The 13,059-nt window shown below is 44.9% G+C and carries 12 protein-coding genes; 4 read left to right on the top strand and 8 right to left on the bottom strand.

Annotated features, from left to right (window positions below; translation table 11 throughout):
* Positions 1-215 precede the first annotated feature (215 nt).
* A complete protein-coding gene (locus EAE90_RS04530) occupies positions 216-1,232 on the bottom strand; it encodes an NAD(P)H-quinone oxidoreductase (RefSeq protein ID WP_214052468.1) in 1,017 nt (338 codons plus the stop codon).
* A 533-nt stretch (positions 1,233-1,765) separates the two neighbouring features.
* Between EAE90_RS04530 and EAE90_RS04525 the strand changes: the two genes are divergently transcribed.
* On the top strand, positions 1,766-2,449 hold the full coding sequence (locus EAE90_RS04525; RefSeq protein WP_214052467.1) for a hypothetical protein: 684 nt from the start codon (positions 1,766-1,768) through the stop codon (positions 2,447-2,449).
* 62 nt (positions 2,450-2,511) lie between these two features.
* Here the strand turns inward: EAE90_RS04525 and EAE90_RS04520 are convergent, their stop codons facing one another.
* Positions 2,512-3,282, bottom strand: coding sequence for a glucose 1-dehydrogenase (locus EAE90_RS04520; protein WP_214052466.1), 771 nt, complete (start codon positions 3,280-3,282; stop codon positions 2,512-2,514).
* Positions 3,283-3,590: 308 nt separating this feature from the next.
* Here EAE90_RS04520 and EAE90_RS04515 point away from each other — a divergent pair, with 308 nt between their 5' ends.
* Both EAE90_RS04515 and EAE90_RS04510 read left to right on the top strand, forming a co-directional pair.
* Entirely contained in the window at positions 3,591-3,794 is a 204-nt protein-coding gene (locus EAE90_RS04515; RefSeq protein ID WP_214052465.1) for a type II toxin-antitoxin system VapB family antitoxin, read from the top strand.
* Positions 3,794-4,171, top strand: coding sequence for a type II toxin-antitoxin system VapC family toxin (locus EAE90_RS04510; RefSeq protein ID WP_214052464.1), 378 nt, complete (start codon positions 3,794-3,796; stop codon positions 4,169-4,171). Before EAE90_RS04515 ends, EAE90_RS04510 begins: the two co-directional genes overlap by 1 nt.
* Positions 4,172-4,512: 341 nt before the next feature.
* Here EAE90_RS04510 and EAE90_RS04505 read toward each other — a convergent pair whose 3' ends face one another.
* The 6 genes from EAE90_RS04505 to EAE90_RS04480 all read right to left on the bottom strand — a co-directional run bounded on the left by EAE90_RS04505 (position 4,513) and on the right by EAE90_RS04480 (position 10,449).
* The gene (locus EAE90_RS04505; protein ID WP_214052463.1) at positions 4,513-6,054 is read right to left on the bottom strand and encodes an NAD(P)/FAD-dependent oxidoreductase; all 1,542 of its coding nucleotides are present in this window, start codon (positions 6,052-6,054) and stop codon (positions 4,513-4,515) included.
* A gap of 52 nt (positions 6,055-6,106) precedes the next feature.
* Positions 6,107-6,475 carry a DUF805 domain-containing protein gene (locus tag EAE90_RS04500; protein WP_214052462.1) on the bottom strand — a complete coding sequence of 123 codons (369 nt, stop codon included), beginning with the start codon at positions 6,473-6,475 and terminating at the stop codon, positions 6,107-6,109.
* Between the two features lie 33 nt (positions 6,476-6,508).
* Positions 6,509-7,786 (bottom strand): 4-aminobutyrate--2-oxoglutarate transaminase, encoded by a 1,278-nt coding sequence (locus EAE90_RS04495; protein ID WP_214052549.1) that lies wholly within the window; start codon positions 7,784-7,786, stop codon positions 6,509-6,511.
* Positions 7,787-7,957: 171 nt separating this feature from the next.
* The gene (locus tag EAE90_RS04490) at positions 7,958-8,188 is read right to left on the bottom strand and encodes a hypothetical protein (protein WP_214052557.1); all 231 of its coding nucleotides are present in this window, start codon (positions 8,186-8,188) and stop codon (positions 7,958-7,960) included.
* A gap of 41 nt (positions 8,189-8,229) precedes the next feature.
* The gene (locus tag EAE90_RS04485) at positions 8,230-9,003 is read right to left on the bottom strand and encodes a nuclear transport factor 2 family protein (RefSeq protein ID WP_214052461.1); all 774 of its coding nucleotides are present in this window, start codon (positions 9,001-9,003) and stop codon (positions 8,230-8,232) included.
* A 15-nt stretch (positions 9,004-9,018) separates the two neighbouring features.
* Positions 9,019-10,449, bottom strand: a complete 1,431-nt coding sequence (locus tag EAE90_RS04480) for a gamma-aminobutyraldehyde dehydrogenase (RefSeq protein ID WP_214052460.1) — start codon at positions 10,447-10,449, stop codon at positions 9,019-9,021.
* A gap of 573 nt (positions 10,450-11,022) precedes the next feature.
* Here EAE90_RS04480 and EAE90_RS04475 point away from each other — a divergent pair.
* A complete protein-coding gene (locus EAE90_RS04475) occupies positions 11,023-12,630 on the top strand; it encodes an ABC transporter substrate-binding protein (protein WP_214052459.1) in 1,608 nt (535 codons plus the stop codon).
* The last annotated feature ends 429 nt before the right edge of the window (positions 12,631-13,059 follow it).

The following is a 13,059-nucleotide window of genomic DNA, read 5'->3' as shown; positions in this document are numbered from 1 at the left end:
ATATTTGTTAAAATATTAACAATGACGTTAAATATAAATTCTGATTTTGTGCGCGAGGACAAAGAACGAATAAAAACAAATCAAAAAACAGAGGAAAATAGGGACTTATTTGTTATTAACCTTGAAAATTATAAGGATTTTTTTAACATGAAGTGGTTAGTAGATAGAATGCAGGGCTACAAATTAAAATAGCCCTGATTTAAGCAGAAGTACTATTAAGATGATACATTTACCAACATAACCTTGCCGATAACATCACCGGCTTCCATCATTCGATGTGCATCAGCAGCATCTTTCAGATCAAAAACTTTACAAATTAATGGACTGACTTTTCCTGATTTCAATAATGGCCAGACCTGTTTTTCCAATTCCCTGGCTATCTCTGCTTTTTCCTCTACACTGCGAGAACGTAATGTAGAACCCGTGTGAGTCAGGCGTTTTAGCATTAAGGGCATCAGATTAAGATTTTCAGGGTTTCCTTTCATCATGCCAATCTGAATAATTCTCCCGAATTTAGCCGCAACCTTATAGTTTTTATTGACATAATCACCGCCGATTAAGTCAACAACCATATCAACGCCATGATTACCGGTGATTTTCAATACCCGATCAACAAAATCTTCTTTACGGTAATTAATAACAAAGTCAGCACCTAAACTGTGTGCAACTTTAGCTTTCTCATCAGAGCCGACGGTAGTAATGACTCTGGCGCCAAAGGCTTTTGCTAACATAATAGTGACGCTGCCTATCCCTGAGGTACCACCGTGAATCAGCAAATTTTCTCCTTGTTTTAACTTGCCGGCCTGAAAAACATTGGCCCAGACGGTAAAAAAGTTTTCTGGCAATGCGGCTGCCTGAACAAAATCCAAACCGTAGATAGGTAAGGCAACAGAGTCATGTACCAGGCAATATTCGGCGTAACCGCCTCCGGCAACAAGGGCGCAAACTTTATCGCCAAGATTCCAGCGTTCACAATCTTCACCTTTGGCAACCACCTCTCCGGCAATCTCCAAACCCGGCAATGGTGATGCATCAGGTGGTGGTGGATAAGAACCCATTCTTTGAAATATATCAGGCCGATTAACACCTGCCGCAGCCACTTTTACCAACAAGTAGCCTTTTCCCGGCCGCGGCAGCGGAACCTGAACCAGATGCAATTTCTCCGGGCCTCCGGGCTTAGTGATGCTGATCGCTAACATATATTGGGGCAATGAATTAATTTGGCTATGCATATATACCTCTTATTTATTTCGACGATCCTTTTTATTGGGTTACGTTTAATATGATAAGTGAGATTTAAACAGGCTTTTCCACTTTACTAGATAACTTGGCGTTTTAAGGATCAGTTGTAACTTTGCCTAAGTCAACTAACACTCACCATTTTTGCGATTGAACCATCGGTAGATAATCTTGGTAAATTTCAACCTCCGGCATCCACATCCACTTCGATTTTTCTTTCAATAGAAAATAAAATTCAAAAGTAGTCAATAATAATCTAGTTAAATTATTATCAAATTAGGAGGGAATTAAAGCAAATCAATACTTGATGACCTTATTGTCAGTAGCATTTGTAGAAGATTTATCAGGAGACCAGTATGGCCATACTGGCATATATATTCCCACCAATAGTAGTACAGGAAAATTAACGGTTAGAAGAGTTGAACCGCATCACCGACTGGTATGACTTTTTAAAAAGAGATTGGTGAAAAAGTTCTTCTTCCTGTAAGCTAATTTTTCGAAATTGCAAAATACCATTGAGGTGCTAATGGAGACATCAGCAAAACAGCCCAATGACCGGACAGTAAAACCGAAAAGCGGATTTGATCAGTCTGAACTGGTCAAAGCACGCATCATCAATCTTGCTGATCATTTTATTAATGTGCTTAAAAACAAAGACTCGGAGAGTATTTCTCTGTTGTTAACCCTCCCTGATGATGAATTTTGGACCGAAGTCAAAGGACGAGCTGACTATATTGAAATAGTGGCAAATATCACACCAGAAAAGAAGGAGCACGAGGAATTTATCGAAACTAGAAACGCTTTTCTGGCTCATATTGGGGAATATGGTGGTGTTTATAAGTCCAGTAAGGTTGCAGATATATTAGGAGTGACTCGGCCAACAGTAAATAAATATGGTGAAAATCATAAACTCATTGTATTAAATTGGGGAGTAGAGAATTTATATCCTGTGTTCCAGTTTTCGGTAAATAAGAAAACTAGCAATAAAGGATACTTAAAAGGTGTTCCAGAAATACTGGCTAATCTAGGTCCAGTCAGCGGCGTAAAAAAGTGCGGTTTTTTCCTCCGTAAAATCAAGACATTTAATCTTGGTATCGATCTAGCTGAATCCACAACGGTACTGGATATCCTCAGAAATGGCGCCTCCAATGATGAAATTGCTCAATTGGTAAAACTGGCGAAAATATTCGGTTCTGTTGATTCTATATAAAGAATTCCAGCATATAATTGAAAAACAGCCATTAATAACCAACCGCCCTAAAATACGTGTTCTCACAGTACTACTGTTTGTCCGCCATCGACTAGCAGTGATACGCCGGTTATAAACGATGCGAGATCCGATCCTAACCATACAACCGCATTTCCTACCTCTTCCGGCTCGCCCAATCTGCGGAGAGGCATCCTCTCCCGTAACCCATCAAACATTTTCGCGACTTCCGGCGAGGAAAGAGGAAGTGCGGTATTGATCAGTCCTGGGCATACGGCATTAACACGAATACCTGACGGCCCAAAAGCATCAGCCAATGCGGCCACCATCATATTCACTCCAGCTTTGCTAGTGGAATAGGCGGTTGTAAGTTGTCCTGTCCTAATAGATCCCATACTTGACGTTGCCACAATACTTCCGCGTTTTCCCAGTCTTATCATCTGCTCAGCAGCAGCTTGTGCGCCAAATAAAACGCCATCAAGGTTGACTGTAAGTAATTTGTGAAAATCATCTGCACTAATCTGTGGACCGTCGGTAGCTAATGCAATTCCGGCATTGCAAGCCATCAAATCAACACCACCGAACGGTGTAGCGATATCGACCAATGCATCCATATTGCTCCGTGAGGTGACATCACACCGGTGGAATATGGCTTTTGTACCAAGCGAATTAAGGCGCTGAAGCACTGGCGTTCCTCCCTCTCGGGGCTGATCAGTGATGTCGCCGATAATTACGGTCGCTGCGCCATGACGCGCCGCAGCTAATGCAATACCGGCTCCGATACCACTCGCGCCGCCAGTAACAATGACAACCTTACCTTCTAGCATACGGTCCATTTGCTGTTCCTCATTAGTATCGCGTTATCACAGGTACTATTTGAGATATTTATTGACCCAGATCATACTGTGACGTTATCAATAATTACTTAGTGAAACACAGAATACTTATAGAGAGTTACTCCAAGAGTGCTCGTTTAAGACATATCGGTGAGGTAATTTTGATTTTATGAATTATGTCCCATTTTTCCTAAATGGGGGCTTTGGCTCAACAGGTTAACATAATTGTCCCCAATGATTTATGCTCTTGCATTGATTCAGATATTGATGCAATATTGCATCAATATCTGAATCAATGAGGTAATCAAATGCGAACTACTGTCACGATTGATGATGCGCTGTATGCACAGGCGCTGGAAATGGCCGATCCTGGCATGGACAAAGCTGATATTTTCCGGGAAGCGATGAAAACGTTTGTTCAGGTGCAGGCGGCAAAGCGGCTCGCTTCGCTCGGCGGTACATCGCCTGAAATGCAGATGATTCCCCGCCGCCGCGAGGAGCCATCCGTATAATGACTATTTTGGTTGATACATCCGTCTGGGTTGACCATTTCAAAAACCGGAATGACGGGTTGATTCAGTTGCTGAGCTGGAATCTGGTTCTGATTCATCCAATGGTATTGGCAGAGATAGCATGTGGTACCCCTCCGGCTCCAAGACTGCGAACACTTGGTGATCTAGGTCTCTTACCACCGAGCCATCAGGCCAGTATTGCCGAAGTGATGGCGTTTATTGAAAGTGAAAAACTGTACGGGCTTGGATGTGGTTTTATTGATATTACGTTGCTGACATCAACCTTAATAACGCCAGGAGCAAGACTTTGGACATTGGATAAGCGACTTGAGAGATTGGCTCAACGTCTTAATGTGAATTATCAGCCGATTCATTGACCGGAAACTTATAATTGTTTTTTCAGCTCTCACATTTAAGCTTTCTAGGGAAATATGAATTCTGCAATAAAGATAAAAGCATTAATATTCAAAAGGTTATTGAAATACTATTACTATTGGTGAGTGCAGAAAACGATATTTCCCTCTCAAGCCAGACGTAGCAAGGGTTAGGAGCGAGCCAGAGAACAAATGGGAGCTTTGGTTAAAGAACCCCTAAATGCTTAGTATATTCAGACCTCCGGTCAGGACCCCGGTAAAAAAGAGTCATGCTCGTTTATTATGGTATATCAACCAATGCAAATATAACCGACATTAACTCCCGAAACCCTACACCCTGCTGCTCAGAACGAAACCATATCTGCCGGATTAAGGGTGCTTATCACTCCCAGAATACTCTTGGCCAACGGAATGGCTACCGGAGAGAGATAGGAACCCAGAGGGATACTCGTGTGGTCAATGCGGGTAAGCATGGTAAAATCGTCGTTGCGTCTGGTAAGATCGTCACTGATAGCCTTGCCAATGCGCACCGTCTGCACCACTCCATGACCACTCCAGCCATGTACCATATACACCGGTACTCTGTCGCCGCTCTTGCGAGCATCGATGGCGCCGTTCAGGGTCAGATCGCTAATCCCGCCCCAAGAATATTCTAGTTCGGCTTTTTCCAACTGCGGGAACACGGTTCTAATACGCTTAAGCAGATAGTTGTTCACATCACGCGGAGACCAGGAATTGCCAGTACCTTGTCCCCCGAACAGCAGGCGATTGTTGCGCACCGCACGATAGTAGTCGACCTGTAGCTGTGTATCGTAGACTGGCAGATCTGACGGGATCAGTTCTTTGACATCTACTGGCAACGGAGGCGTTACCGCCACGTAGGAGAAAAAAGGCACCGTGGTGGAAGGGCCGGAGATAAACTCACCCGTGGAGACATGCACACCCAACACCACGGCTTTGCTTGCCTTGATAGTCCCATGCTCAGTTTCTACGACTGTGCCGCCAGTATCCTGTCTGATGTCTTTCACTTTCGTGCTGTCATAGATTCGCCCACCCAGTCTGGCGAAACCATAAACCAAGCCACGCAATAGTGCCAGAGGCTGGATCTGCCCACCGATACTGTCGATATTCGCTCCATGATAGATGCCCGAACGCAAATACTCTTCCTGTAGTTCTTGCGGCCCGATAACCTTCATCGCCGTATCTCCCAGATGGCGCCGGGCATCGGCATTAGCCACTAACGGCCCCATGTGGCCTGCGTGCAACGCAACCGTGATATGACCATATTTGCGGTCACATTCGAAACTATAACGCTCACGGAGTTCATCCACGAGATTCATCGCTTCAACAGATGCAAAACGCCATAAGCGTTTAGCCTCATCGAATGAAAGTTTTTCCAGCATGGTCTTAGCTTCCCAGCGTGCAAGCCCAGGGGTTATTTGTCCCCCATTGCGGCCAGAAGCGCCTGAACCAATGTTATCCTTTTCAACCAGAATCACGTCCACTCCCGCTTCAGCCAGATGCAATGCCGTGGAAGCGCCAAGCAACCCTCCACCGATAACCACAACCTCGCAATTCTGGTCTCCAGGCAAGCTTCCAAAAGCTGACCAGTCAGCCAAAGAAGCTTCATAATAGTTGGCTGGCATGGTGTCAGCAGCCGCGTCTTTATGCCAGCTCCAGATGCGCGGGTCTAGCGCCAACCGGCTGGCTCTATGCTGAGCATCCTCCAACAGTGTCGGCCGCAGCTTATCAATATTGACGGCCGGAGCATCGGCCGCAGTTAAGGTCCGGGCGAGCAGGGATAAGTTGGGAAGTACGGATGAAAGCACTCCCGCCCCCGCGAGCGTCGCGACGGTAGAGATAAAGTCTCTTCTATTCATTGTCATTTCAACACTCCTGTCATGATTTTGAAATCACCCGCAGGTCTGGAGAGCTTCCCTATGAGTGAGTCCGGCTATCTGAGCTATATTTATTGTTGCCAGCACTCCCTTTCAGACTAGCGAGAATCAGCAGGATAACAGTGCCGATAAACGGTATGAGATGCAGCAGTAACCACCAAGCGCTACAGTTGATGTCGTGCAGGCGGCGGGCATTCACTGCTAGCGCAGGCAAAAACGTGAGTAGCAGATAGACAGCGCTGAACCAGCCCATATAAACTTCAGGATTGGCAATGGCGAAGTAGCGTTCAAGGAAAGAGATAATAAATACAGCCAGGATCTGGAACAGAAAAAAGTACCAGAATTCTTTACGCCCGGCTCGCCCTCTAAAATATGCATAGTTCTTTAATACATTTAAATACCAGTGCATTGTTATCCCCTCTTATGAGGCAGCAGATTCTATCTACTGTTCAGTCAGATCGAGCAACACAGACTCCAGAATGCTGAGTGCTTCATTAAAAACGTTATTTTGTATGGTCAGCGGCGGAAGGAAACGGATCACGTTGCCGTGTACACCGCACATCAGTAAGATCAGGCCACGCTCCAGCGCTTTCTGGCGTACCGCGTTGGTAAAATTGGCATCGGGTTCCTGGCTGTCCGCATGGCTAAACTCCACCGCAATCATCAACCCGAGTCCACGTACGTCGGCAATCTGCGGGACACGCGGTCGCAATTCATGCAGACGCTGTTTTAGCTGGTCTCCCAACTGTGTCGCTCGTTCATTCAGCTTTTCTTCTTCGATCACATCCAGCACCGCATGAGCGGCTGCAATCGCCACGGGATTACCACCATAAGTTCCTCCCAGACCACCAGGCACTACAGCGTCCATCAACTCCGCACGTCCCGTTACAGCCGCCAGCGGCAAACCGCCCGCCAGACTTTTTGCCATAGTGGTCAGATCGGCAACAACCTCATGATGCTCCATCGCAAACAGTTTGCCCGTACGCGCGAAACCGGTCTGGATCTCATCGGCGATAAGTACAATACCGTGGTAATCGGCGATCTCACGCAGAGCTTTGAGCAGCTCGGGAGGAGCAGGATAGAAACCGCCTTCTCCCTGTACCGGTTCGATGATGATGGCAGCGATGCGGGTGGGTTCAATGTCGGTTTTAAAGAGATTTTCCAGCGCATTCAGCGTTTGCTCCACACTAATGCCATGCAGTTCGACCGGAAACGGAACACGGTAAATGTCGCTAACCAGCGGGCCGAACCCCATTTTATACGGTGCAACTTTGCCGGTTAATGACATACCGAGGAAGGTACGGCCATGAAAAGCGCCGCTGAAAGCGACCACTCCGCTGCGCCCGGTCGCGGCACGTGCGATCTTTACGGCGTTTTCTACCGCCTCGGCCCCGGTAGTGATAAAGACGGTTTTCTTCGCAAAATTACCAGGTACCAAGCGGTTCAGACGTTCGGCCAGCGCCACATAATTTTCGTAGGGCACTACCTGATGACAAGTGTGGGTAAACTGTTCCATTTGTTCTCTGGCTGCCGCAATGACGCGCGGATGGCGGTGGCCGGTATTCACCACGGCGATACCGGCGGCAAAATCGATATAACGTTGCCCCTGAACGTCCCAAATTTCAGCATTTTCCGCACGCTCCGCATAGATTTGTGTAGTCACGCCCACGCCTTTTGCAATAGCCGCGCTGCGTCTTTTGGCTAACATAGATTCAGTCATATCAGTCATAAATGAAAACTCCTCAGCAATCTGAAATAAGCGAACTTCAACAGACAGACGCCTGATGTGATATAGCTTCCAGAACTGGTAGAAGTAATCGATCCAGCGTCGAAACCACCATATCCGCCGCCGCCATGCCGACAAAATCCCCAACGATGAGTACCAAGTGGGCTATTGTAATCGTGTAGGCTCCGTTGCCGACATAATCCACATAGGGAGCGTCGATGAGCACATATCTGCCTGTGTATGGGCATTCGGTTGCGTCGCGGCCACAGGCTTCGCGCTGTGGCCAATCACTTGCACCGTGAAATTCGCTAGTTCACCTGAAGCCATCAACCTCAACAGGTGATATTTCCGCGTTGTCTCTATTTTCCGTATTGTCTCTACGGGAACTTGACACACGAAGCTACCGTCATGATAGCCGTGCCGGGTATCGATCAACTCTAAAAAATACCGTGGTGATGCAGTGCTTTTGCATCCTCCGGTACTGGGGTGATAACATCCCAAAGTTCAGCCACTTTGCCGTTCTCAATGCGCCATAGCTCAAAGTAGCTGTGACGCTCTCCGGCGATACTCCCCTCCGAATGGGTCAAAACAAACTGCCCATCGGCTACCGTACGGTGAATTTTAGTGTAATGCAGGCCCTGCCCTTCATCCCTGAGTTGCTTAAGAAACGAGATGACTGCCGCTGTACCATCAGAAATATCGGGACTGTGCTGGCGAAACAATTCACCATTAGTGTAGTTTCCAAACTCTTCGTAGTGACCTTCGATCAGGGTACGCGTAAAAAAGTTGACCACCAGTTCGCGATTTTTCTCTCGGTCATGGTCATGGCCTGCTTCGGTCGGACCATCTAACTGAGTCCGGCCACTGACGTTGGGCGCAGCCTGCGGCACCAGGCCGCCCCAGTGCTCTACGATTAAACCGTCGGCAACCCGGTATAGATCGAAACCGACCAACGGCCAGTCGTCTAATCCCGTAAAACGACCGTGGAGGGCGACCAGATCACCATCTTGCAGTACACGATACGTTTCGTGGCGTAATTCAGGATGTGTCCAGACCAGCTCACGCAACCCGGCAAGACCATCTTTGATCAACGGGGAATGTTCGATGAAATGCGGCGCAAAATAACGCTCAAGCGCCCCTATATCACGGTCAGTAAACAGCTCATGGTGCGCACGCGACACCAAGTCGCGTGGAGATCTATTCTGAATCATTATGGATGTCCTGTGTCAGTCGTTGGAACTCATCACATGTTTGATACGTGTATATTCATCGAAGCCATAAGCCGACAGATCTTTACCATATCCAGAGCTCTTGAAGCCGCCGTGCGGCGCTTCTGCCGTAATAGGAATGTGGGTGTTAATCCAGACGGTACCGAAATCGAGTTCACGTGACAGGCGCACCGCGCGGCCGTGGTCGCGGGTCCAGACACTGGATGCCAGTCCGTATTTCACGTCGTTAGCTTTCTCTATGGCATCCTGCTCATCGCGGAATTTCTGCACTGTGATAACCGGGCCGAAAATCTCGGTCTGAATTGCTTCGTCGTGCTGTTCCAGACCGGTAATTACCGTGGGTTCAAAGTAATAACCCGAGCGTTCGGCCTGACGGCCTCCTGTTTCGATACAGGCATAAGCGGGCAAACGAGCAATAAATCCTTTGACCTGCTCCATCTGACGAGCATTATTAAGCGGCCCATACAGAGCCTCTTTATCTTCTGGATGGCCAAAGCGAGTAGCTTTAGCTGCCGCCACCAGTTTGGCGACGAAGGTATCGTAAACAGATTCATGCACCAGCACACGCGAGGCTGCCGTACAATCCTGACCCGCATTGAAATACCCTGCGGTCGCAATGGTCTCCACCGCTTTGTCCATATCTGCATCGGCGAAAACGACCACTGGCGCTTTGCCGCCTAGCTCCAAATGTGCTCTGGTGAGATTAGCCGCCGCCGAAGAGGCAACCTGTAAACCTGCACGCACGGAACCAGTGATAGAAACCATAGCAGGCGTTTTGTGTGAAACGACCAAAGCCCCCGCGCTGGCATTACCCAACACCACATTGAATGCACCTATAGGGAAGAACGGAGCGGCCAGTTCAGCCAGCAACAGAGTACTTTCTGGCGTGGTATCGCTTGGTTTGAGTACCACAGTATTACCCGCTGCCAGCGCAGGCGCTATCTTCCATACTGCCATCATCAGCGGGTAGTTCCACGGCGTAACTTGCCCTACCACGCCTAGTGGTTCGCGCCGAATGCTGGTCGTCATATCAGGAAGATATTCAGCAGTCGCTTTGCCTTCCAGAAAACGGGCGGCGCCAGCGAAGAAACGGATATGATCCACTGACGTTGCAACTTCCTCAGAGGCAATCAGATGCTTGAGCTGCCCTGTACTGCGGCTTTGCGCTTCAATCAATCGTTCAGAGTTTTTTTCCACCACATCGGCTAATGCCAGCAACGCCTGTTGACGTGCTGACGGTGTGCTGCGCCCCCAGATCTTGAATGCCTTTTCAGCAGATGCATAAGCTTCATCAACATCCGCTACAGTCGCGTTAGGAGAACGCGCGTAGGTTTCACCAGTGACCGGGCTTACTAGGTCAAAATATTCGGAACTTTTAGATTCAACATACTGACTATTAATGAAATGCCTGAGCGTTGGTACCGCCATGATTACCTCCTAGTGGATTGGATAACATAAAATATAACCTATAACTTAATATCTTCAATTGTTATGTGAGTGTTAATTTTTTAACTAAAAAATAAAAACAAAAGAGTAATTAGATACATAGATATAATTTTCAACTCTCTTGTTCAGGAAAATATGCCGATATGTGAACAGGATCGAGAATTTTTTTAACTGGAATAAAAGATTTTGGGGCTATTCTTCGGTAGGATTATTTACAATCGAGCTAATATCAGAGATTGATCAATTTGCAATATGAAAATTTTAAAATAATTCATATCACAAGTGAATATTTCAGGATGTATATAAATTTACTACTTAAATTTCATGATGTTGATGGAGTAGTGCTAAATATTTTATACTAATACTTAATGATAGTTATACCTCTCGCATGCAAAATAGGGTATTCAATAGAACCATATAATTTTAACTTAACGTCTAAAATAATCATAAACACTCTGAAGTTTGGTTTGCAAGATTACATAAAAACCTTAATTATCAAATAACTGACTTCCCTGACATGGATACCCCAAATGAGATCTTCTTGGAGAACAAACGATGAATAAAACATTAAGGAATATATCCTTATTTACAGGCATTATATTTGGCAATCTGGCATTATCCCATGCCGCAATTATTCCAGCAGGTACATTATTGTCAGTTAATCAAAATATCGTTCGCAATAATGGGTCAGAGCCTGTGTCTCTTGATGTTCATAAAGTTGAAAACGATGTTGAATTCAATATTATCCATGACTTTTTCAGTGGATTAGTCAGCGCGGGCAGCGATGGAAAAATCAATCCTGATTTAGCGGTCAGTTGGGACACCAAAGATAATAAAGTATGGTTATTTCATCTAAGAAAAGGAATAAAGTGGTCTGACGGCTCTCCTATTACTGCTCATGATGTAGTTTTTAGCTGGCGGCGTTTAGTTGATCCCAAAATTGCGTCTCCGTATGGCAGTTATCTTGGAAACATGCACGTAGTCAATGCTAAGGATATTGTTTCTGGTAAGAAAAAAACCGATGAATTAGGTGTGAAAGCACTGGATAATTTGACTTTGGAAGTGACCTTAGAACAACCGGTATCCTATTTTTTACAAATGCTGGCGTATCCTGTCACGGTACCCATCAGCCAAAAAGCGGTTGAAAAATATGGCGAAAAATGGACTCGTTCCGATGTATTTGTCAGTAGTGGGCCATTTAAGTTGGCTGAATGGGTTGTTAATGAAAAAGTTGTTGGTGTCAGGAATTCACAATATTGGGATAATGCCCATACTGTTATTAATAAAGTCACTTATCTTCCAATAGCATCAGAAACAGCAGATATAAATCGCTATCTGGCCGATGAAATTGATATCACCAAGAATATTCCATCAATTTTATTTAAATCTTTAAAGGCCAAATTAGGTAATCAGGTTCATATCACGCCAGCATTAGGTGTTTATTATTATGATTTTAATAATCAAAAAGCGCCTTTTAATGATGTTAGGGTCAGACAGGCATTAAATTTGGCTTTAGATAAAGAGATCATAGCAAATAAAGTTTTAGGGCAAGGTCAAGAGCCCGCTTATAATCATACGCCGCCTAATACCGGGGGAATGGATTTAGGGCAGCCTGATTATGCATCATGGACACAGCAGGAAAGAGTTGAGGAAGCCAGGAAATTGCTAAATGAAGCCGGTTATAATAAAGACAACCCATTGAAATTTAAACTTCTTTATAATACATCAGAAGAGCATAAACGAATTGCTATTGCGGCGACTTCAATGTGGAAAAAAAATCTGGATGTAGATATTGTTTTGCAGAACCAAGAACGAAAAGCCATGTTGGATGTTATTCGTCAAGGTAATTTTGAGATGGTAAGATATGCGCGGATTGCTGATTATGATAATCCCGCCTCGTTTCTAAATAATTTTGTTACTGATAGTTCTAATAATACGTTCTTATATAGCAATCATGCTTATGATGATTTAATAAATAAAGCTAAAGCAACAAATGAAAGAAAATATTTTCAGCAAGCAGAAGACATTCTGGCAAAAGATGTACCAGCAATTCCTGTTTATTACTATATCGGCGTCAGATTAGTTAAACCTTATATTGGTGGGTATTATATGAGTCCATTGGGTTTTGTGTCGACAAAAGATCTTTATGTTATTAAGCATTAATAACATATTATTGTAGCATTTAAGTAGATATTACGGTTTTGAACAGATTGATTGTTTTAAACCGTAATAATATATCGATAAATTATTATTTAATATAAAATGAGAATATATATCCGTTTAAGTTGCAACTATAAAATCAATCATCAATATAAAGATTGATGACGAATTATTTATTGCATTTTGTTATTGGTGGCTCCCTTTAATTAGCTGGGCCCTACTGGTGCCCTAGGAGAGTTTCATCAATCTATTGATAGATTATCTTGTCTAATATTAAATGGGAACAGCATGTGGTGCTGTTCCCGTCACTTACTTCTTTTCATCCAAATTGTTAATACATTTTCTTTATCTCAATGTATCTGTATCATCGAATGTGACTGGATTATTACGGTAAGCATTGAGTTTATCTCTAACTATGCGGAGCAAACCTAA

The organism is Photorhabdus caribbeanensis (genome assembly GCF_018448885.1).
Taxonomy (GTDB): domain Bacteria; phylum Pseudomonadota; class Gammaproteobacteria; order Enterobacterales; family Enterobacteriaceae; genus Photorhabdus; species Photorhabdus caribbeanensis.
Note: the sequence above shows the minus strand (reverse complement) of the source record. Positions and strands in the feature narration are given on the sequence as shown.